The organism is Streptomyces sp. NPDC002793, from assembly GCF_040295485.1.
Lineage (GTDB): Bacteria > Actinomycetota > Actinomycetes > Streptomycetales > Streptomycetaceae > Streptomyces.
Genome location: NZ_JBEOVL010000042.1, coordinates 11,602 through 34,051 on the forward strand (window position 1 = coordinate 11,602; position 22,450 = coordinate 34,051).

13 protein-coding genes and 2 pseudogenes are annotated in these 22,450 nt (G+C 67.2%); 5 read left to right on the top strand and 10 right to left on the bottom strand.

Annotated features, from left to right (window positions below; genetic code table 11):
• Window positions 1-31: 31 nt before the first annotated feature.
• From ABT001_RS29450 to ABT001_RS29490, 9 genes and pseudogenes are all read right to left on the bottom strand, one after another.
• Window positions 32-244 carry a 3-hydroxyacyl-CoA dehydrogenase family protein gene (locus ABT001_RS29450; RefSeq protein WP_351283664.1) on the bottom strand — a complete coding sequence of 71 codons (213 nt, stop codon included), beginning with the start codon at window positions 242-244 and terminating at the stop codon, window positions 32-34.
• A complete protein-coding gene (locus tag ABT001_RS29455; protein ID WP_351283667.1) occupies window positions 244-1,515 on the bottom strand; it encodes a tyrosine-type recombinase/integrase in 1,272 nt (423 codons plus the stop codon). Before ABT001_RS29455 ends, ABT001_RS29450 begins: the two co-directional genes overlap by 1 nt.
• Window positions 1,516-1,654: 139 nt before the next feature.
• Window positions 1,655-1,915: a helix-turn-helix transcriptional regulator gene (locus tag ABT001_RS29460; protein WP_351283670.1), complete on the bottom strand. Its 261-nt coding sequence runs from the start codon at window positions 1,913-1,915 to the stop codon at window positions 1,655-1,657.
• 283 nt (window positions 1,916-2,198) lie between these two features.
• A pseudogene (locus ABT001_RS29465) lies at window positions 2,199-2,426 on the bottom strand (haloacid dehalogenase); the annotation flags it as partial.
• Window positions 2,427-2,575: 149 nt separating this feature from the next.
• Window positions 2,576-5,842 (bottom strand): hypothetical protein, encoded by a 3,267-nt coding sequence (locus ABT001_RS29470; protein WP_351283673.1) that lies wholly within the window; start codon window positions 5,840-5,842, stop codon window positions 2,576-2,578.
• A 143-nt stretch (window positions 5,843-5,985) separates the two neighbouring features.
• The gene (locus ABT001_RS29475; RefSeq protein ID WP_351283676.1) at window positions 5,986-9,258 is read right to left on the bottom strand and encodes a type I restriction endonuclease subunit R; all 3,273 of its coding nucleotides are present in this window, start codon (window positions 9,256-9,258) and stop codon (window positions 5,986-5,988) included.
• Complete coding sequence (locus ABT001_RS29480; protein ID WP_351283680.1) at window positions 9,255-10,490, bottom strand: restriction endonuclease subunit S; 1,236 nt, start codon at window positions 10,488-10,490, stop codon at window positions 9,255-9,257. The genes ABT001_RS29475 and ABT001_RS29480 overlap by 4 nt, the downstream gene beginning before the upstream one ends.
• On the bottom strand, window positions 10,483-12,108 hold the full coding sequence (locus tag ABT001_RS29485) for a class I SAM-dependent DNA methyltransferase (protein WP_351283683.1): 1,626 nt from the start codon (window positions 12,106-12,108) through the stop codon (window positions 10,483-10,485). Before ABT001_RS29485 ends, ABT001_RS29480 begins: the two co-directional genes overlap by 8 nt.
• A 26-nt stretch (window positions 12,109-12,134) precedes the next feature.
• Complete coding sequence (locus tag ABT001_RS29490; protein ID WP_351283685.1) at window positions 12,135-14,282, bottom strand: DNA methyltransferase family protein; 2,148 nt, start codon at window positions 14,280-14,282, stop codon at window positions 12,135-12,137.
• A 246-nt stretch (window positions 14,283-14,528) separates the two neighbouring features.
• Between ABT001_RS29490 and ABT001_RS29495 the strand changes: the two genes are divergently transcribed.
• From ABT001_RS29495 to ABT001_RS29515, 5 genes are all read left to right on the top strand, one after another.
• Entirely contained in the window at window positions 14,529-15,092 is a 564-nt protein-coding gene (locus ABT001_RS29495) for an Rv1352/Rv1906c domain-containing protein (protein ID WP_351283687.1), read from the top strand.
• 245 nt (window positions 15,093-15,337) lie between these two features.
• Complete coding sequence (locus ABT001_RS29500; RefSeq protein ID WP_351283690.1) at window positions 15,338-16,975, top strand: RNase H family protein; 1,638 nt, start codon at window positions 15,338-15,340, stop codon at window positions 16,973-16,975.
• 102 nt (window positions 16,976-17,077) lie between these two features.
• The gene (locus ABT001_RS29505) at window positions 17,078-18,769 is read left to right on the top strand and encodes a TIGR04141 family sporadically distributed protein (RefSeq protein ID WP_351283693.1); all 1,692 of its coding nucleotides are present in this window, start codon (window positions 17,078-17,080) and stop codon (window positions 18,767-18,769) included.
• A 244-nt stretch (window positions 18,770-19,013) separates the two neighbouring features.
• A complete protein-coding gene (locus tag ABT001_RS29510; protein WP_351283695.1) occupies window positions 19,014-19,238 on the top strand; it encodes a hypothetical protein in 225 nt (74 codons plus the stop codon).
• Between the two features lie 222 nt (window positions 19,239-19,460).
• Window positions 19,461-22,040, top strand: a complete 2,580-nt coding sequence (locus ABT001_RS29515; RefSeq protein WP_351283697.1) for a GmrSD restriction endonuclease domain-containing protein — start codon at window positions 19,461-19,463, stop codon at window positions 22,038-22,040.
• 187 nt (window positions 22,041-22,227) lie between these two features.
• Here the strand turns inward: ABT001_RS29515 and ABT001_RS29520 are convergent.
• A pseudogene (locus ABT001_RS29520) lies at window positions 22,228-22,440 on the bottom strand (helix-turn-helix domain-containing protein); the annotation flags it as partial.
• Between the last annotated feature and the right edge of the window lie 10 nt (window positions 22,441-22,450).

A 22,450-nucleotide genomic window follows, 5' to 3' on the forward strand; every position in this document is an offset into this window, starting at 1 on the left:
GCGGCGTGAGCGCCGGGCCCGGGGCGGGCGGTCAGTCGTACGGGTAGAAGCCCGACCCCGTCTTGCGGCCGAGGCGGCCCGCGTCGACCATGCGCTGGAGCAGCGGGGGAGCGGCGTACAGGGGCTCCTTGTACTCCGCGTACAACTGGTCGGCGTTGCGCGTAGCCCTGTGACCTGCTGTTTCGTCGGTTGTGTGGCGGCTTTGACGGCGCCAGGGACTTCTCGGGGACTTTCGATCCCGCATCACACGAGCCACGTATCCATCGCGGCCAGTCCGCGCTTGCCTGCGCCAGGCATGAAGTGAGCGTAGTAGTCGAGCGTGACCTTCGGGGAGGAGTGCCCCAACCAGGTCGCCACGCTCACGATGGACTCGCCGGCCTCCAACTGCACACTCGCGAAGGTATGGCGCAGGACGTGGAACATGTCCGGCCGTGAGCGCTCGTAGACGGGGTGGAGGCGGATGCGGGAACCGTAACTCTCCGCCTTCTCGCCGACCTTGCGCAGAACCCCTGCGGCTACAAGAGCGGGCTTCCAGCTGCGCTCGTTCCACGTCCCGGGATTGATCCGAAGCCCGTGGGAGGTGCTCAGCACGAGTCGCAGGGTGATCGGCTTGCGCTGACGCTCTTCCAACTCGGTCGTCGGCGTCTCAGGATTACGCCACGGCAGGGTGCACTCGACCGGCGGGAAGAGCTGGAAGTGGAGCCGAACGCGGCGGGCGAGGTTCGGCGGAAGGGGAACATCACGGGTCTTTCGGCCCTTGGGGAGGCAGAAGTACGGCCGCCCTTTCCCGTCCCAGCGGAGCTGGCGCCGTATGTGGACCACCTCCGCCCTGAAGTCGAAGTCCTCTTCCGCGAGGCCGAGCGCCTCGCCTTGGCGAACTCCGAGTGCGAGCCCGAGGTCCACGGCGATCCGGTACCGCTCCTGTAGACCCTCCCGCACCGCGTCGACTGTGGTTCGAGACCACGCCTTCGCCTTCTTGTCGACCGGCTTGGGCCGTTTGATCGATCGATGGGCAGCGATGGGACTCTTCAGCAGGCGCTTGTCATCAACAGCGGCGTTCAGGATGGTGGTGAGGTGTATCCATATGATCTCGGCGGAAGACTCCTCGACTCGAGAGAGCAAGTCGGCCCTGAACCGGCGAAGGGCCGAGGCGTCGATCTCACGCAGAGGATACGAACCGAGCAGGGGAATCAGGTGGTTCCAGATCCGGCTCCGCATGGGGCCCGCAGTTGACGGCTCATCCGTTCGACTGGGCCACCAGTGGTCGACGATGTAATCGGTGAGCAAGATGGCACCATTCCGCGGGTCGACGAATTCGCCCCTGCTGGAGTCCGTCTGAGCCTCAGCGAGCCAGCGCTTGGCGTCCTCGCTGGTGTCGAAGGACCTGTCCTGGATACCAGGAATGCCCTTGACTCGGTACCGCTTCCCCTTCCCCCAAATGGAAGTACGCTCTCGCTTGCCGGTCGCCTTGTCCGGCCTCTTTTTGAGCCAACGATCCTCGATGTAGCCCGCCATGAGGGCCTCCTACCTGTGCGAATGATGCGTTCCGGGTGCTTGACGGTGTTGGGAACGCTTCTTCGCGACAGGTCATATCCCGCTGTGGCAGCCGGAATTGATGTCGGTTTGGAGTCGATGCTCTGTGCTGCCGTGGACGTCATGATGTGCGACGCAGCGGCTTGCGGTTCAGTGGATTCAAGGCAGGATTCGATCGAGAGTCCGCCCTTTCCTGCCGGTGCACCCACTCGTCAAGCGCGGAGATCCTGTACATCACGCGTCGGCCCATCTGGAAGCTGGGCGGCCCTTGTCGGCGATGGCGCCAAACGTAAAGGGTGTTGGGAGAGATGCCGAGATAGACCGCCGCCTTGTGCAACGTGAGGAATGCCATTTCGGGCATGCAGTTCTTGCTCTCGTCCATGGTGCGCACCTGTCTGTCGAATCGACCGACTGCAAGAGTCCCTGACGAGTCGCGGTTTGGGCGTACCGTGCTTTTGTGGTAAGCGGGGGTCTCATATTTCTAGTTCGATGCGGTTCACATGCTTCGCCCAGGCGTCGAGCAAAGTCCTGCCCAGCATCGTTACGCCTGAGCCCTGGCGAACTCAGCCGTCTTCCGCGCCTTGGATCGCCGCCGGCCGCTCGGCCACGGAGGAGACCGGCGGGTCGTTCCACCCGGGCACCGACGATGTACTCGCTATATCGACGCGCACGGTCTGGTTCCCGGCGATGCCCAGCCACAGCCCGTCCGCGCGCAGGGCGGCGAGGCTGTCGCGGACGTCGGGGTACTCGGGTTGCCCTGCCGCGGCGCGCGTCTCGCGCTCGTCGTTGAGATCGAAGCCGGGCCGGAACTCCTGGAACACCTTCCGGTAGTCCAGCCCGCGCGTGATCACCGCTGTGAACGTGTGTGCCGAGGCATCCCCGGGCGTTCCTATTTGTCGGCTGAAACCTGGCCCGACACGCGGGCCGCCCCCGTGGGAGACGGCCGCCGGAACGAACTGGCGTTCAGGACGACATGCAGCATCGGGCCGCCCTGGAGCCAAGTCCGTTCCCGTGCCTGAGAGGGGAACACCCCGGCCCCGGCCTACCGATGCCGCCAGATCTGTCGGAGTTTCAGGACCTCCCGCGCCCAGTGGGCCGCCAGCTCCTCTTCGGGAATCCGCGGACGGTGGAGGCTGAACCGGACGTGCGGATACAGCCAGTGCTGCGAGATGTCCGCACTCGCCATCAGCGTGGTCAGCAACGGCTCATCCTGTGGCGTGTCCCGGTCGACCGCGACAAGGAGTTCACCCTGGTCATCGGGGTGCAGATGGGGCAGCGGCTCCTTCAGCCGCGCTCGCAGGTCCCCCCAGGTCAGAACTGCACCCCCCGTGCGAGCGGCGTCCATCAGGACCTCGCGGGCCGGAGCGGCCAGCCGCTCGACCGCCGTGAGAGCCAATCGTTCTGGCCGCGATGAGGCCTGGCCAGCGGCGGTTTCAGCGGCGGCGCCGGGACGCCGCCTGGCCGTACGGTCCGGCGCGGCTTCACGACGGGCCGTAGTTCTCTCTCTGAGCGATCGCTGCCGCAGGCGCGCTTCCCAACCCACGAGGCGCTTTTCATCCGCTGAGGGTAGGGGTGCGTCCATCTTGTGCCGCAGTTCTCGCACCGTGTCGAGTACGAGCCCGATCTCCGACACCGTCGCCGTGCTACGGGTCATGTCCAATTTCGTGAACAACTGCCTGATCGCCTTCAGCACGGGCACGGTTTCGGGGCGTGACCGGTGTGCGCCGCACCAAGCTTTGACTTCTCGCATGAACGGTGTGAACCGCTCCCGGTCCTCCGGAGCGAGTTGGCGTGCGTATAGCGGGCCAGCGAGTCTGCGCGCGGCTTCGACCGACTCGAGGTCGTCTGCCTCCCGCGCTGCCTCGATCTCGCTGACCAGCCAGATGAAATCGGCGAGTGCCGCAGTCTGATCGCTGCCGTTGTCCTTCAACCTCTCCGCTTTTACCCTCGCAGGGGCAGGTCGGGCCGATTGCTCCGCAGCCGTCTGCGCAGCGTGCAAGCGATGTTCGAGATCGCTGAAGCTGTCTGATAGGTCCTGTGTCAGCGCTTCGGAACACAGCCGGCGAAGGGCGTTCACATGCTCCAGGGCGCTCCGGAGCCGCTCCGCTTCTCTGGGATCGCCGGGGGAGGGCAAGGTCTCGAAGACTGTGCGCATGGATTCGAGCGCTTCCTCGGACTCCCGTGCCTTGATCCAGGTGCGCATCTCGTCGCTCAGGGCTCGTGCCCGCAGTTTCGTCTGCGCGGACGCCTTGCTGCCGGCGAGAGCAATCGCCTCCCGCTCGAAGCGGCGTACAGAGGTGACGTCCCCGGACGCCTTGGCTGCGATGAAGGATTCGCTCATTCGTGGCAGGAGTGATGCTGCCTGATCGGTGCTGTGCCCTGCCTCGAGATGTTCGGTCGGAGGAGACTCGGGCCGCTCCGGTGGGTGAGGGGCGGCAGGCGGTGAGGGAGTAGGAGGATGAACAGCTGAAGCCTGAAGCTCAGGGACTTGGCCGACCAAGTCTTCAAGGTTGCGCAGCAACTGCCTGCTGGTCTCGCGCCATCGGCGGAGTGCGTGGGCGTCCTTGCAGGCGTCGGTGTAGTGATGGAGATGAGTCGCCCCCGCTTTGAGGGAAGTGGTGAGGCGTGCGGTCCGATCTCCTTCCCCACGAGCTGCGATTTGGCGCACCTCCTCGATCTTCTCGCGCAGGAGCCGCATCTTCTGGTTCGCGTCTTCCCGATTGGCTTCATTCGGCGGGCGCGTGATCATGGGGGAGTCGGGGGGAGATTCCGCGTTCAGGGGCGAGGTGTTGCGTTGCTCGTAGGAGGCATGGATTCGGCGGATCGCTTCCGTACTCCATCGCTGAAGCTCGGCTTCAGACACAGGGGCATCGATACCGAGGTCCCGTAGAACGGCACCCAGGTAAGGCAACTTTTTCTGTCCCCCGGGTGCCAAGACCAGTACGCTCAAGGGCACCGCGTTCTCACTCACCGGGTGATCTGCTTCTACGAGCAGATTGCGCAGTGAGTTGTCAGAGAGATGACGCAGCCCAGGGTCGATCCGTTGGGCGAGTTGTTGCCACGTGGTCGTACCGCCCCTGCGTGCGACCATGACTAACCCCTTACGGAGAGCCGTCGCCTGCCGACTACGTACACCTCTTACTTGCGGTGCGGAGAGGGCAGGGGGCCTCCTCTCGCTGGCTTGCCGCTGCGCGGGGGCGGGTGCAGAGACGGGCGCGTCGAGCGCGACGCTCGGGCGCCACAATCCGGTGCGCTCCGCGTCCAGGCCGTTTAGTTGCGTTACCACGTCGGCTCGGATCGCCCAGTAGGCCTGCGCGGTTCCGATGGGGTCGGTGAGCAGGAGGCGCACGGCACCGGAGAGTTGGTAGACGAAGTCGTCGGAGGGAGGCGGCGTGTCGGCGGGAAGCGAGAGCAGCCCTCGGATGATCCGTTTTGCGGTGGGCTTCAAGTAACCGACGTAGAGACGGCGGCCCTTCTCCTCGAACGGTGAATCCGTCGGTTCCGCTGCCTCGCCGTCGACAGCGAAAACGATTTGAGCTCCGGTCATGGGGAGACTCGTGGGGAGCGGGGCGTTGCGCATACCGCCGACGCGTATCTTTCCGGCGGAACGCAGATTCTCCAGGGCCGGGGTCACAATGCCATCCCTGGTCATCCGGCACGTGGCGAGAGGATCCCACACGACCGGCCGGTCCGCGGTGATGGTTCCTATGAGAACCCGCCGGTCGGTGCCCTCTGTCTCACACCGAACCCGCAGCGCGTATTCCTGGCGCGCGACCATGTCGTGGGTGATCGTGTTCTCCGGTCCGAAGACCCACTCCACATGTCCTTCGCGGGCACCCAGGCTCTCAGCGGCCTTCCGCCAGCTTCGGTAGTCCTCGGGCCGGAGCTCGAAGCGCAGGTGTTGCGCCGTGGCCCGCAGCCAGAAGTCGACGGCATCGCCAGGTCCCGTACCGAGGGTGCGGAGTGATGCTTCGGCGGCGTGGCCCTGTCCGGTGAGCCAGTCCTTCACGTGCTGCTTGATGAACAGGTGATCGGCACCGTCGGCACCCTCGGAGGTCCTGTGGCACTCGGCGTTGGTGCCGTACCGGTCCGGATGGTGGGCGAAGTGGCAGACCTTGGTCTCGTACCTCTTGGTCATCAGCTTCTCGCCGCAGCCGCCCAGGAGCGTGCCACACCAGAAGTTCGTCTGGCCGTACTGACGGCGGAACTCGTCGAGGTTGTGTGCCTCCTCGGGGAGGATGACGGGGCGATCGCCGTCCTTGCCGCCCATGACCGCGGTCTGTATGAGTCGGGTGTCGATCTGGGGCACCTGCGTTCCTCCGGCGGCAGCTCGTGCGGTTCGTGGAGATCAGGGCGGCCGTTGCGAGAGCACGGGTGGCACGGCGTCGGGAAGCCCGTACCACCCGGTCCCGTCGGCGGCCTCGAACATGGACGGGCGCTTCGGCCTGGACGTCAGGCGCTGGCGTTTCCGCCGGCGGCCCACTCGTTGGCGAAGTGCTCCATCTGCTTCAGGACGAGGTCGATAGCCGCGGGGGCCTGGGCCGGCGGGTAGCCGTGCCTGGCCAGGAGGCGCTTGATGGTGCTGCGGAGCTTGGCGCGGACTGGCTCGCGGGCAATCCAGTCGGGCTTGAGATTCTTGCGGATCTGTACGACGAGATCGCGGGCGATGCCGGAGAGAACCTCGTCGCCCATCAGTTCACGCGCGGAGCCGAGGTCAGCTACGGCGTCGTAGAAGGCGAGTTCGTCGTTGCTCAGGCGAGGGTCGAACTGGTTGCCGCGCTTCGCGTCGTTCGCGATTTCCTTGGCCATCTCGACCAGCTTGGCGATGATTTCCGCACTGGTGAGCTGCTGCCGCATGTACTTGACCATGAGGTCCTGGAGGCGGTCGGAGAACGCGGTCTGCCGGACGACGTTGTGCCGGGTGACCTCGCGCATCTTCTGCTCGACGAGGCGACGCAGCGCTTCGGCGGCCAGGTGCGGCGTGTCGCTCTTCTGGAGCTGGGCGACGAGGGCGTCGTTGAGGTGGGTCAGGTCGGCCGTCTCCAGGCCGGCCTCGGCGAAGAGGTCGGTCACCCCGCCGGTCTCGACGACGGCCGAGGTCAGCTGGGCGAGGTACAGGGCGACGTCGCGGGCCACCGGCAGGCCGCGTGCCTCGCGGTCCATGGCGTCGAGCTTGGCCATGTAGGCGCGGACCTCGACGAGGAACTGGATGTCTCGCTTCCACTGCGGCTGGTCCGGGAACCGGGAGCCGATGTCGGCGGAGGAGCCGGCGAGCGCGAAGAAGCGCTCCAAGCGGTGGGCGTGCTCGCGGAAGCGGCGGCTCAGGGTCTCGTTGGGGTTGTCGAGTGTCTCCGGGTTGTTGCCGGGTGTGCGCGGGTCGCGGAGGTGGTTCGCGGTGCTGAGGGCCGCTTCGATGAACGCCCGCTGGGATGGCTTGGCGAGACGGCCACGCCAGTCCCAGCCGTGCAGGATGCCGTCGAGAATCTCGTACTCGTTGCGCAGCTCGTCCAGCGCCCGGTCGATGTCCTGACCGAGTGTCCGGTCTTCCTGGTCGGGCTCGGAGTACTCGGCGATCGCCCGCTGGAGGTTCTCGGTGAGCGGGGCGTAGCCGACGAGGAGGCCGTCCTGCTTCGAGCGGAAGCGCCGGTTGACCCTGGCCAGGGCCTGCATCAGGTTGGCGCCCTTGAGTGGACGGTCCAGATACATGGTGTGGATCGGCGGTGCGTCGAAGCCGGTCAGGAGCATGTTGTTGACGATGAGGAGTTCCAGCGTGTCGTCGGGGTCCTTGGCCCTGTTGATGACGGCCTTCCGCTGGGATCCGCGCAGGGCGTGCGTGCGCAGGCGTTCGGGGTCCTTGCGGGAGTCAGAGGAGAAGACGATCTTCATGGAGCCCTTGTCGACCTCATCGTTGTGCCATTCGGGCCGCAGCTCGCGCAGGGCGTCGTACACGCTGACGCAGATGTCACGGGTAGCACAGACAATCATCGCCTTGCCGGTCGCGCCGCCGGGCTCCTCGGACACCCCGACGAACGCCTTCATGCGCTCGCGGCGTGCCTCCCAGTGCTCGACCAGGTCGGCGGTCAGATCGCGGATACGGGCCGGTGCGCCGTACATCGCGTTCATCGTGGCGACGAGCTGCTCGACGCGCTGGCGCTCGGTGTCGTCCAGGCCGTCGGTGATGCGGTCGGCCTCGGCGTCGATGGTGGTGGGGTCGACGTCCCGGTCGAGGACGAGCTGGACGACGCGGCTCTCGTGGTAGACCTTCACGGTCGCGCCGTCGTCGGCGGCCCGCTTGAGGTCGTACACGTCGATGTAGTCGCCGAAGACATCGCGGGTGTCGCGGTCGGCCTCGGAGATCGGGGTGCCGGTGAAGGCGAGAAGCGTGGCGTGCGGCAGCGCGTCGCGCAGGTGGCGGGCGTAGCCGTCGAGGTTGTCGTAGTGGCTGCGGTGGGCCTCGTCGACGACGACGACGATGTTCCGCCGGTCGGAGAGGAGCGGGTGGTCGGTTCCCGACTCCTTCTCCTGCTTGGTCCTACCGAACTTCTGGAGCGTGGTGAAGAGGATGCCGCCGGTGCGCTTGGCGGCGAGTTCCTCGCGCAGCTCGGCGCGGGTGGCGATCTGCCGAGGTGCCTCGGGCAGGACCTCGCTCTCCAGGAAGGTGGAGTACAGCTGATCGTCGAGGTCGTTCCGGTCGGTGATGACCACGACGGTGGGGTTGTGCAGGAGGGGATCCCGGCTGACGAGGTTCGTTGTCAGCACCATCTCCTCGGACTTGCCCGAGCCCTGCGTGTGCCACACCACTCCAGCCCTGCCGTCACTGGCCGCGGCGTCGCGGACGGCGTCGGCGGCGCGGGTGACCGCGAAGTACTGGTGGGGCTTGGCGATCCGCTTCATGCGCTTGGCGGGCACGAAGTTGATGAAGGACTTCACGAGCAAGAGGAACCTGGGCTGGGCGAAGAGCCCGTGCAGCGCGAGGGATTGACCCGTCTCGGCCAGGCCGTCGCTCTCCAGCGTTTCCACGCGGGCCCCGAACTCGTCGGTGTTCCACGGAGCGAAGTGCTCGTACGGCGTGAAGGGGGTGCCGTACTTGGCGGTTATCCCGTCCGAGAGGAGGACCACTGCGTTATACCGGAATGCGGTCGGGAACTCCTCGGCATACCGGTTGATCTGCGCGTGCGCGGTCTCGAGGGTGGCGTCCTCGTCGCCGGCCCGCTTCAGCTCGATGACGGCGAGCGGCAGGCCGTTGACGTAGAGGACGAGGTCGAAGCGACGGTTCCGCTCGCCATCGATGACGGTGGCCTGGCGGACAGCGCGGTAGGTGTTGGCGTCCGCGTCGTCGAGGTCGACGATCCGTATCGTCGGGTTGTGCTCGGCTCCGAGGGCGTCGACGTACGTGACGGAGCGAATGCCGCCGGTCAGGAAGCCGTGCGCGGTCCGGTTCTCCTCGTACGCGTCCTGGGAGGCCGGCGTCGCGGCGGTCGCGACGGCGTCGCGCACGGCGTCGGGGGAGAGGGCGGGGTTCAGCCGCTCGATCGCCTCGCGGAGATCGGAGTACAGGATCAAATCGTCCCAGGACGCGCGGTGACCGGAACCGGGCGCGAGCTCGTTGCCCTCGGCCTTCGGCCAGTCGAGCTCCAGCAGTTCTTCGAGTGCGAGGAGCTCCCAGTCGATCTCCAGAGGGCGGAAGTTGTCCGTGCCGTTGACGTGCTCACCGTGGGGCGTCATGCGTGATCCTCGACAATCTTCTCGGCGTCTCTGACGCGAAGGCGGCCGGACATGAGCTGGGGGAGGAGGGTATCGCGGAGAGTAGCCAGGGTGCGGGACTCGACGTTTGACTGATGCGCGCGGAGACGAATAGCCATCACACGACCCTCAAACCGATGACGTTCTTCTGGTGAAGGCAATTCTAGTGGAGCTGCTTTGAAGCGGTCTGCTCTTACTGCCGGATAGGCACTTCCCTCCGCTACGCTTTCCAAATAGCCTTGGAAGGCTGCAGTCCGGGTGACTTCGTACAGAAATGCTGGGCCCACACTCCTGGGTGTCAAGACAGCCAAACCAGTTGAAAACACGAGATCGGGATCATCGTCGAGAACGAGTGCATGCGATCGGCGATTTGGGCGAACCGTTGACCAGATCGTGTCGCCTACTGCCGCCTTACGTCGAGCTCTACCGGGAGCATCAGCCCAGGATGTTTCTTCAGGCCAATCGTAGGAACCAATTCCGACGCTAGAAATGTCAACATACCGAAGGGTTCCCTCGCCAAAAGGCTTTACGGATGACTTATTTACGTCGGCCACCTCGGCGAGCAGAACCTGATTGATTTCCTCACTGGAGGCCAGCAATGCTTCGAACATGGATGACGCGAGCGCATCGGTCTTGGCCGCGATGCGCTCGTTGACGGCGATCTTGTTGTCCAGGGCCTCGATAAGGCCCGTAATGGCAATCCGATCGCGTTCCGGTGGCATCACGATTGGAATCGTCCGGACATCTCGCAGGTTCAGTGTCGCTTGGACGGTCGTATTCAGCCGCTGCCGCATGTAGTGCTGCGCCGTATCGGAGTCGAGGCACGCCTTCAGCCATGGCCCAGAAATATGTTCCGATAGTCGAAGAACGCCGATTGCGCGGGCGACATTCCAACCTGAAAGATCGTTGGATGCAATCGCAACTTCTCCAACAGATCCGACAAGGGTAATTAGTACTTCGCCGCCCTCCAGGCGGGTTCGAGAGTGCTTTTCTTCGACCTCGGGTGCCACTTTTAGTGGATCGCCCTGATTTACTTTTCCATTTTTGATATCTTTAACTCGAATAATCGGGATTCCCGAGGGATCTGGTGGGCCTGGCTGAACGATTCCATAAGAAATTCCAGCAGGATTCAACAATTCTTGTAGCGGCGCATACGTCCAGCCGTTGGGAAGGCGCGGGAGGCCTGATGCGGAGTTGAAGTTTTCGTTATCCATCGAGAGCCCCCAGCTGCTCGCGCACCGTCTTCGCCAGCTCGTCCGACTTGTCGAAGAGCTCGTACAACTCCTCCGTCAGCTTCGCGATCCTCTCCGTGATCGCCTCCGCACCCTCTTCCTCCACGTCGACCGCGCCTACGTACCGCCCCGGCGTCAGCACATAGTCATGCTCACGAACCGTTGCCAGGTCGGCCGAGACACAGAAGCCCGGCTCATCCGCGTACGGAAGCCCCTCCTCGCGCGCCGACTGCGTCCCGCGCCAAGCGTGATAGGAATTCGCGATCTTCGCGAGGTCGGATGCCGTCAGGTCGCGCTCCGTGCGGTCGATCATCTCGCCCATGCCACGTGCGTCGATGAAGAGGATCTCGCCGCGGCGGTCGGTCAGGCGCTTCGGGCCCTGCGGGCCCTTGTCCTTGGCCAGGAACCACAGGCAGGCCGGGATCTGGGTTGTCCGGAAGAGCTGCGACGGCAGGGCCACCATGCACGCCACCTGGTCGGCATCAACCATCGCGCGGCGGATCTCGCCCTCGCCGCTCTGCTGGCTGCTCATCGAGCCGTTCGCGAGGACGACGCCACCCGTACCGCGCTCACCGAGCTTGCTGAGGATGTGCTGGAGCCACGCGTAGTTCGCGTTGGCCTTCGGCGGGACCCCGTACTTCCAGCGCGGGTCGTTCTCGTTCCTCGACCAGTCCTTGATGTTGAACGGGGGGTTGGCCATGACGAAGTCGGCCTTGAGGTCCGGGTGCCGGTCCTGGTCGAAGGTGTCGCCCCAGCGGGTGGAGAGGTCCCCGTCGATGCCGTGGATGGCGAGGTTCATCTTGGCTAGACGCCAGGTGCGCTCGTTGAGTTCCTGACCGTAGACCGCAATGTCGGACTTGTGGCCGCGACCGCGGTGCGCCTCGATGAACTTGCCCGCTTGGACGAACATGCCGCCTGAGCCGCAGGCTGGGTCGTACACCCGGCCCTCGTACGGTTCCAGGATCTCGACGATGAGACGGACCACGCTGCTCGGCGTGTAGAACTCGCCGCCGCGCTTGCCCTCCGCGCGGGCGAAGTTGCCGAGGAAGTACTCGTAGACCTCGCCGAGCACGTCCTGGGCCGGCTTGTCATCACTGCCGCCGCCGAAGCGGGCGTCGCTGATGAGGTCGACGAGCTCGGCCAGCCGCTTCTGATCGACGTTGTCCCGGTTGAAGATCTTCGGGAGGACGGCGGTCAGCGAGGGGTTCGCCCGCATGATGATGTCCATGGCCTCGTCAAGGAGGAGGCCGACGCCCTTGCTCTTGGCGTTGGCGGCGATCCAAGACCAGCGGGCGGTCTCGGGGACCCAGAAGACGTTGTGGCCGGTGTACTCGTCCTGGTCCTCCAGGAACTCCGCGAGGCGGTCCTCGGAGATCCCGTCGTCGGCGAGCTCCTTGGCGAGCTGCTCTCGGCGCTCGTCGAAGGCGTCGGAGATGTACTTGAGGAAGATCAGGCCGAGGACGAACTCCTTGTACTGGGCGGCGTCCATGGAGCCGCGCAGTTTGTCGGCGGCCTTCCAGAGGATGGCCTGGATCTCTTTCGCGGTCGAGGCGGTGAACAGTTCCACCTGGTCGACGGGCTTCTTCTGCCGGGGGGGCATGGGGTCTCGGGTCTCCTTGAGAGAGGTCAGGAACGGAAGGATGCGGGCGGTTCGATGAGCGTAAGGGTGCCGTCGGTGAGGCCGGCGGCGGTCAGCGCGGCGAGGTCGTCCAGAGCCGCGGTCTGCTGCCGGAGCAGGGTAGTGCGGCGGCCGATCTCGGCGAGGAGGGCCTCGTACCGGTCGGCTTCCTCCTGGTCGAGGTCGGGGATGGGAAAGTCTTCTAAGCGGCGGGCCGCCCGGACCGCGCCGCCTACCCGCGCGTATTCCGCCGCAGCGGCCCGGAGCAGCGCTGCGAGCACGCGCGGCCGTACGGGGAGTTCGGCGTCGGGTCGTACCCGCAGCACGCGCGCCGGGAAGGCGACCACGGATAGGCCCTCCTCGTCCACGCACGCGCCGAACGACGGGGTGGCTGTGACCACCACGTCGCCGGGCTGGGTGAACTCGGCGTGCTCGTAGGCGGTGAGGAGCACCCCGCGATCGATACGGCGGGCTCCTCCGGCGCCGAAGCCGGTGATCTCGTCGGGGGTCAGCACGGCGTAGTGGCCGTCGACGGTCAGATGCTCGGGGGCGATGCGGTGACCGGGCAGCCGACGCAGACGTCGCTGCTTGACGAGGACCGACACACTCGTGCGCCGGAAGGGACGCTCCTCGGGACGCAGGACGGCGTGCGCCTTGAGCTCGGCCGTGAGGGAGAGTTCGAGGCGCGTCTTGTCGGCGAGCTGGGCCAGGCGCAGTTCCAGGTCCGAGATACGGGCCGGACGCTCCACGACCGCGCGCGTATAGCGACGGGCGGCCGTGCGGTGCTGGGGGGCGAAGGCGGTGCCGGGCCGGTCACGGAGTCCGGTCGCGGCGAGGATCTCGCCGTTGCGGGGCTCGTGGCGTCCATCGGCTCTCCAACCAGCGGTGCGAAAGATGTCGAGGTCCTCGACCAGGGCGTCCAGGGAGGGCGCCGTGAGCGGCTTCGAGGAGAGGTCGGCGAGCAGGATCTGACCGCGCCGCTCGTCCTTCGGCATACGGCATAGGACCCAGATCGCTGTGCGGTAGGCGGGACGGTATGGGACAGCGCCCTCGGGGAGGTTGACGGCAGCCTTGAGGAGGCCCTCGGTGAGAAAGGAGCGCCGCAGGCGGTCGGCCTCCTCCCGTGGGGGCAGCGCATGGACAAGGGCGTCGGAAGGGCCGAGGACGACGGCCGTGCAGTGGTCGGTCAGTAGATCGGTCAGGTCCTGGACCTGCTGGAGAACGGCGAGCGGGTCTCGCGCCTCGGCCGCCCCGTAGGGAAGGGCGCAGACGATGACGCGGGGATACCCCCAGTCGTCGGTCGCCAGGTGCTGACCGTCGGCCACGTCCAGTTCGTACTCCTGGACGCCGCGGACGAGCATGCGGCGCCGCGCGAGACGGGCGAGGTCGTGGGTGGGTTCGGCGGCCAGGAAGAAGGGGCGGGCCTCGGGGTCGGTCTGCGCGTGCAGGGCTATCAGGAGGTCGCCGCTGTTCGCGTAGGGAACGGCGACGATGAAGTCCTCCGCGTCCTCGTCCAGAGCGGCGATGCCGGAGAGACGGGCCAGAGTCGAGGTGACGGCGGATGCGGGCTCGTCCATGGCGAGGTCGTGGCAGCCCAGCCGGCGGCGGGCCTCCATGACCCACTCGACGGCCTCGGCGGGGGAGTAGGCCGCTTCGATGAGCTCGTCGGCGAGGCCTGCGAGAGCCGGCCCGGCCGCGTCGTCAGCGGTGAGCGCGAATACCTCCCGGCGGATGTACGTGTCCTCGAAGTCGATTTCGTCGGCCCGTTGTAGGAGCGCGTCCCAGCCGAGATTGGCCAGGGGCTCGTCCAGTTCGTGCCGCAGGTGGATCAGCGCCGTCACTCCGTCGAGCATCGTCCTGGCGGGCATTCGCCGACGCCAGGAGGACAGGGTGTGCAGAGCCAGTTCGGCCCGGAGCTGGCGAGCGTCGGTGTTGCCCCGGCCGGTGGTCAGGAGCCATCCGACGACAGCACGACCGTCGAAGACCGGACTGCCGCCCTCGTTACCTACGGGCTGCGGGAAGTCGGCGTGCCGGCGGGCCCAGGTGGTGACGACGGGCCGCTTGACCTGCGCGAGTGTTCCGATTTCCGCGTAACTGATCCGCCCGGACACAACCTCCGACAGGATGGGAGCAGCCGCTCCATGCGCACCGGTCATTTCGCTCCGCTCCCTCCTCATGGACGCTCCCGACACCCTTCGCGGATGCGGCACCTCAGAACTCTGCACACAGTACTTGCGGAATCACTCATTCAGCTTTAGAGGTCTGGTAACCCGGGTTATCGGCTTTCCAGAGCATCGTGTGCCTTGAGTTCTGCCACTTTGGTCCCTGTCAGCACGACGACATCGATCGGGACACCGGCCTCATTCGAGTCCGGCACCGAACTGGCAGACCTGGAGACCGACATGACCTTCCCCCCGCTCCCTCAGCAGCCTGGCCCGACCCAGGCCCCCGGCTTCATGGACGTGCCGGGCGCGCCGATGAAGGCGAGCCGTCGCAAGGCGTGGCTCACATACGGAGCGACAGCCCTCGTTTCGCTCCTGATCGGGGCCGGGATAGGCGGGCAGGGCGAATCGGGAGCGAAGGCTGCTCCCGGCTCCACCGGCGCCTCGCCGGTGCCCGCCGTGACGGTGACCGAGATGGCAGAGGCGGAAGCCGCTCCGGCGGTCACCGGGACCGTAGTGGAGACCGTCACCGCGGAGCCGGAGGAGACCGAGGAGGCCGGCCCCGCGACCAGCGTCAGCGGCGAAGGCGAGTACCTGGTCGGCGAGGACGTCAAGGCCGGGACGTACAAGAGCGCCGGCCCCTCCGGTGATTTCGGCTGCTACTGGGCCCGCCTCAAGGACGCCAGCGGCGAGTTCGACGCGATCATCGCCAACAACAACCTGAGCGGCCCCGGGCGGGTGACGCTCAACAAGGGCGAGTACTTCCAGACCAAGATGTGCCAGGAGTGGACGCGCGTCGGATGACGCTGCACGCCCTTTCGTAGTCCCCGTCGCCGCCGCCGTCTTCGACAGCGCTCGCTTCCGGCGAGCAGTGTGCGGCAAATGCGGATGACTTAATTCCGCTTTCTACAACCGCAGATGGCCGGGTGCCCGACTTCGCACACCCGGCCTCCGCCTGCCGGCCCCGTTCTCCGCTCTCGATTCGGACCCCGTCCTTCCGCCTGTTTCCCGCATCCCGCTGATCGCCCGACCTGAAAGGAATGTGTGCCATGGTCCGAAACAAGAGCCTCGCGCAGCACCTGGCCGACGACTTCACGGCTCTCCAAGAGGCAGTGCTGCGGCGCATGAACGGCACTGCGGACGCGGCGACTCTGGAGGCGCTGGCCGACGCCGGTCTTGCCGAGCCGATCGCCGTTGTTCTCGCCCACGCGTCCACCCGGGCCCGCGGCGCGGTACGACGGGCGGAACTCGGGCCCGGCCCGTCCGATCGTCTGCGACCGCTGCGACGGGAAGCCCGCAGGCTGGCCGCGGCCCGCGGCGAAGCCGAAGCCGTCTGCGGCCGAGTGCGCGGGCAAGTACATGCCGCGCTGAGTCACCCCCCGGAGCGACTGGGCGTCCGCGTCACCCGAGCGGTACTGCCCTCCGTTCACCAGGACTGCCTGCGGACCGCCTGCGCCGACCTCGGGCTCCCCGAATCGGTCCTCAGTGTCCCCACTGGCGCTGCTGGCGCGTGGGCCCGCGAGCACGGTGTCCTCACCGGCGAAGTCCCGGCCCCGGTACGAGAACTGGTCGAGTGCGACGACACGGTCTTCGTTGCCGCCCTGCTGCGGGACGCGCGGGAGGAGGAGGACAGCAGGCTCGCTCACGACGCGGTCGTCGAACGATGGCACCGACTCGCCTCCGCGGCCCTCGCCTGGGGCTGCTACGCGATCGCGCAGGCAGAGCTCCGCGCCCTCGCCCGCCCGCCCCACGCGCGCCACGGGACACTCGACGCCCTGGAGGACGCGTACGAGGACCTGGCCGTGCTGGCCTGCCGAGCACGAGAGGCCAAGTACCTGGCCTTCCGGCTCTCCTGGCGGATCCGGCGCCTGGCGTCGATCGGTGACCTCAGCGCCAAGATCACCGCAGCGCACGCCGCGGCGTACGCGCTGATGGCCGACCTCCGGCCCGAGGTGATATGGGCGGTACAGGAGGCGGTCCAAGCCCATCAGGTTGGATGCGCGGACCGCCCCGCGAACTGCCCGCGATGCCACACCGCACTCGCCGGCACGCTGGTTTTGGCGGACCCGCCGAAGGAGGCAGGGCAGGAGAACGTTCCGCCTGTGGCGGAGGACACGGACACGGCTTCGCCCCTTCCCGAAGCCGATGACCGGTACGCGCTCCTCACCGACCTGCCGCCCGGTGTCCGCGTCGTGGTCGCCGACGCCGCTCTCGGAGACGACTCCGCCGTGTGCGGATACGGCTGGGCCGCCGAGGACGGCACCACCGGCCTCGGCATCTCCATGGCCGCCAGCAGCGGCGAAGCCGAGATCATTGGCATCTGTGAAGCGGCGCTTTCGGCCCTGCGCGCGGACGACGACGCGCAGGTCGTTGTCCTGTGCGACAGCAAGCAGGCCGTCACGTGCCTCCACACGGCCCTCGCCGAGGGATCGCCCGACCCCGCACACCGGGCCCTGCTCTTCCCCGAAAGCCGCAGCCTTCTCGAACGGCTCCTCCCGCACGCCGGACGCGTCGACGTCCGCTGGCTCAAGGGCCACATAGGCCACGAACTCAACGAGACCGCCGACGCCCTCGCCAACCTCGCCCTGCGCCGGGCGACCGGCCGCATCGCCGAGCGCACCGCCTGGCGCGCCATCGACGACGCCGTCAAGAAGCTGCCCCACGCCCCGACCGTCACCGCGGCCTGAACCCACCCCCGGCCGTCTCCTTCCACCGCGTTCTCCTCGTAAGGCCCGATCTCTTGTCCACCGCCTGCGTTTCACGCGCCCTCAACACTCCGGAGGCCCCTCATGGCACCCACCACCGTCTCGCGCACCCTTTACCGGCTTCACGGCGTGGCCCCCACCAGGGAAGCCATGTACGACGCCCTTGATCACGACTACCTGAGCGCACTCGGCGCGGAACTGCACACGCCGGACGGCCTCGGAGTGCCGGCGGTCTACCTCACCTGCGGCATGGAGCAGGATGAGGCCGGCTGGTGCGAGCAGATGGCCCGCACCACCGGCATCCCCGTCACCGAGGCTGTACGTCGCACCGCTGCCCTGCTGCTGCTCGCCGTCGACGGCCAGGTGTACGCCATCGGCTGTGACCAGGGGTACCGGCTCATCCCCGAGCAGCTCAAGGACAAGCGGTTCGGCCTGTCCTTCGCGATCCGGGAGATCGACCCGACCCTCGTCCGCGGTGCCGTCTCCGGAATTCTCGGTCAGGCTCGCACGGACATCTCCCTTGTTCCCAACGGTGCTCCCGTGCCCGCGCTCGGCCTCAGCGATCACACCCGGATCGTGCGCAGTCTCGGCGGCTACCTCAACGACGCTCCGCTCACGCGGACCCTCAAGGGCAGGGCCGGAGGATTCACCGTGCTGGGCGGCTGCGGACTGCGCCTGCCCCTCGGAGTTGAGCCGGCGGACCTGGTCTCCGACATCCGCCAGATCGCCCGCGCCTGCACCGAACGCCTGCCGCATCAGGACCTCGAGTTCGTCGAGCACATCGTCCCGGTCAAGGACGTGACCGTCCTCACCGAGCTCGAGCGGGCGCTGGACGACCAGCTCGGCCTGCCCGCCGACGGCCGTATCGCCGAGACCGTGCCCTTCGACCACCTGCGCAACGACGCGGAGGCCGCCACCTACCGCACGCGGATCAACAGCGACGGGAGCTTCGAGTCGGACGCGTTCGACCTCGGCTACGTGCTCGGCCGCGTCCGGTATCTCCCCTCCGGGAGCCGCCTCGAAGCCCTCAAGTCCGGCACCGTCAAGCTCCTTCGGGGGCGCCGCAGGCGGAGCGCGCCGGACGACGTGATTGCCACCGTCGGAACCCTGCGCTGGATCGAGGCCACCGTCTCCCTCGGCTCCCACGTGTTCTGCCTGCTGGACGGCGAGTGGTATGAGTTCGGGGCCGCGTACCTTGCCTCCCTCCACAGCGAGGTGCAGCGGCTGTTCGCTCCGGTTCCTTCTGTCGTCCTGCCGGCCTGGCCTCGCGGAATGTCGGAGACTCCCTACAACAAGAAGACGGCCCGGACCGTCGGCTGGGAAGACTGGGTCGTGCTCGACTGCAAGACCATCCCCAACCCGGCGAAGCCCAGCGACCAGATCGAGATCTGTGACTTCCTGACCCAGGACGACACGCTCGTCCTCGTCAAGCAGGCCCGTGGCTCCGGTGCCCTCAGCCACCTCTACAACCAGGCACGGGTAGCCGTCGAGGTTCTGTACGACTCCGCCGGCGCCCGCGCGAACTTCGCCCAGCGCGTCCACAGCGCGAGCGACGGCCGGCGCACGCTGCCCTACGACTTCCTCCCCAAGCGCCTCGTCCTCGCCATCCACCTGAAGACCGGAGCCGAACTCACCCCTGATTCCCTCTTCGGTTTCTCCCAGATCACCCTCGCTCAGACCGCGAAGGCGCTGGCCGCACGCGGCGTCTCGCTTGAGGTCGTGGGCATCAGCGCAGCCGGATCGGCCGCTGACGACGGTCTTGCCGACGCCGCGTAGGTAGTGCCCCAGGGATCTGCCCAACGGCAGACCGCGCCCTGGCGGAAGGTGACAGCCCGCCGCTGCAAGAACCGTGGACCGGTCTCACGCAGCGCCCTACGCAGGCCTCGGGACCTACAGCGGAACCGTAGACCGGACGGAGCGATCGTGGCCTCGACGAGGCCCTTCACGCTCCACGTCCGTAGACCCTGAGCCCGTACTGCCCGGCATGCCGGGTGTCGGCTCAACGACAGGAAGAACGCCGATGAAGACCACAGACCAGCACGCGGTGGACACCAACAAGGACGCGGTGCTGTTCACCGCCCGACTGGCCGCCGTCGGAGTTTTGCTCCTGACCGCGCTGTACGCACCCGGCGAGACCAGCGAACGCGCATTCCGGCTGCTGGACTTGATGAAGGATAGTCCCGAGCCCCCACCACCAGCGCCCTCAGCCTCGGCCCGGCGCCGCGGCCAGCCGGGAGGGCGCTGACGGACGATCCCCCGCCCCTTCCAGCGTCCGAGCCGGGGACCGATCTACCGTGCAACCATGACGCCCGAGCCCTGCCCGTCGGCGCTCCCACGTCTCCTTGCCCGATCTCGATCGTTTTGCGGAAGAGCGTCGGTGGCACGCCCTATTGTCGGTCCTCCAGGCACCGCAGTGCGGAGCGTACGGGTGCGGGGGCGCGGGAATCCAAGGGGAGCGGGTACCACTGTGCAGGCCAAAGAGACGCTGTTCGCCGACCTCGTGCAGGGGCGGGCTCAACAGTTCCAGGTGCCGCTCTACCAGCGGACGTACTCCTGGACGGAGAAGCAGCTGGCTCAGCTGTGGAGCGACATCCTCGATCAGGTGGACCTGCTGGAGACCGGGGAGAAAGCGAGCGCGCACTTCCTCGGCTCCGTGGTGCTTGCCCCGTCCCCGCAAAACGAGGCGACGTTCCCTCGCTGGCTGGTGGTCGACGGCCAGCAGCGGCTGACCACGATCTCCCTCGCACTCGCCGCCATCCGGGACCACCTCGCCCAGAGCCGGTCGGACGAGGCCGAGCGGATTGACGAGGAATACCTGATCAACAAGCGGAAGAACGAGAACGACCGGTTCCGTCTTCTGCCCACCCAGGCCGACCGGCCGAACTACGCCGCGCACATCCGAGGCACCCACGAGGGGCAGGCGGCGGGGGACAACGTTTCTGTTGCCTACCGCTTCTTCCGCCGCAAGCTCGTCGAGGCGGAGGACCCCGCCGACCCGCAGGACGTCCTCCGGATCGAGCAGGCGATCACCTCCCGGCTCACCCTGGTCGCGGTGACCGCCGAGGCCGGTGACAACGTCCACCGCATCTTCGAGTCCCTCAACAACACCGGTCTCAAGCTCAGCCAGGCCGACCTGCTGCGCAACTACCTCTTCATGCGGCTGCCGACCCGTGGCGAACTGGTCTACGAGACGTACTGGCTGCCGCTCCAGGCAAGCCTGAGCAACAAAGAGCTCGAACAGCTCATGTGGCTGCAGCTCGTGCTTGACGGCGACGACCGGGTCCGCCGCCAGGACCTGTACGCGGCTCAGCAGCACCGTTTCGAGCAGACCGAGGTCAGGGAAGCGGACATCGAGGCGTACGTGAAAGAACTGCACCGGCGGTCCATGCACTTCCGTAAGGTGGTCCGCCCCGACGAGGAGGGCGATCCGGCTGTCCGTGCCCACCTTCGCCGACTCGACGCCTGGGAGGCCGCAGCCACGTACCCGGCGCTGATGCTGCTGCTCGACCGTCGCGAACGTGGAGAGACCGACTCGGCGGAGACGGCCCGCGCCTTGTCGTACATCGAGAGCTTTCTGGTACGCCGCACCGTGTGTCGCGTACCGCCAAACAACCTCAACCGGATCTTCCAGTCGGTTCCCGCCCAGCTTCCGCTGGACGTCCCCGTCGCCGACGGGCTGCGTCAGCTCCTCTCCGCCAGCAACCGCTACTGGCCCGACGACGACGAACTGCGCGAGAAGTTCAGGACCGCGCCCTTCTACCTGTACGGTCGGCCGGAGCAGCGCAAACTGGTCCTCCAGCGGCTGGAGGAGAGCTACGACCACCCCGAGCCTGTGGACTTCGCCGCCGCGAAACTCACCATCGAGCACGTCCTGCCGCAGTCGGCGGGCGACGACTGGCTCCAAGTTCTCGCCGAGGACGCCACCGACGGCGAGACCCCGCAGGACGTGCACGCCCGACTCCAGCACACCCTGGGTAACCTGACCCTCACCGCTCAGAACTCCGAGCTCTCCAACCACCCCTTCGACCGCAAGCAGGACCTGCTGCACAGCAGTCACCTGGAGATGAACCGCCGCATCGCCGCCACCGACCGCTGGGGCGCCCGCGAGATCGGTGCCCGTGCCGACGAGTTGGCCGAGCGGGCGCTCGCGCTGTGGCCGTCTCCGCTGCGTGGGGTGGGCCGGGCCGAGCGGAGCCGCGACTGGCAGCTCGTCCACCAGGTTCTCGCTGCCCTGCCGCACGGCACCTGGACCTCGTATGGTGACCTCGCCGCGTATATCGGCTCCGGCGCGCAGGCGGTGGGCAACCACCTTGCCCAGACCGCGGGCGTCGTGCAGGCCTACCGCGTCCTCAACGCGGAGGGCCGGATCGCCGACGGCTTTCGCTGGGCCGGCCCGCAGCCGGAGGGTGAGGACGTACGGGCGCGACTGAGCGCCGACGGCATCCACTTCACCCAGACCGGGGCCGCGGACCCCGCGCAACGCTTGACCAGCACCGACCTGGCACTGCTGCTGGCCGATCCCGACCAGGAGCAGTCTTCGGAGGGCGCGGTGGCGGCGGGGCGCGACGGAGCGGAGCCAGAGGAGGAAACCCGGGCCGAGCGGTTCTTCCGCCAGCTCGCCGCGGACGATACCCCCGAGACCGTGGGCGCGGTGCGTACTCTCCTCGCCCGGTGGGAGGAGCTGGGCGGCTGGGTCGGCTATGGGGCCGGCCAAGTCACTACCAGCGCCTTCCTGATGCTGGGTGCGGCAGGTCTCCCCGGCGCCGGGATCTGGCCGCTGGTGCTCTACCCCGGTGGTGGCCGCGGTGGTTCGGCGGAGGTGGTCTTCCAGTACCTCGCCACCCGCGAGCCCTTCACCGACCGCCTGCTGCGCGCGGAGCTCCTCGGCCGCGTCAACGGTTTGGACGGCGTCGACATCCCGGAGGGGAAGCTGGACTTGCGTCCCAATTTCCGGTTGACCTTGCTGGAGAAGGACGGGAACCGCGACGCGCTTGCTGAGACTCTGACCTGGTTCCGGGACCGCTGGATCGGCCGGGACGTGTCCTGAGCTCCGACTTCGGCACCGGGACTGGTGGGCGCGCATGTTGATGTGCCGAGTATTCAGGCTGAGATGCGGAGCTCTATCACTCAGCATTTCCTGCGTTGCCTCTCCAGGGTGAGGACGGCCTTGGCGATTGACGTCATGCGGTTGGGCCTGATTCGGAAGCTGCGGGAGACGCGCCAGGACGGATCTCGAGCAGGCCGGAGGCCTGCGCGGCCAGGAGGCCGATCACCGCGGTGGTGTAGGCGTGTGTCGTGCCGACCGAGATCTCGACGCCAGCGGCTACCTGAGTCGGGGTGTCGTGCTTACGCAGGTGCACCAGAGCGACGAGCGCGCGTTGGTGCGGCGGGAGCTTGCAGCGGCGATCACCCTCGCGGGCGACGATGAGGGCTTGCTTAACCCCGATCTCGAATGGC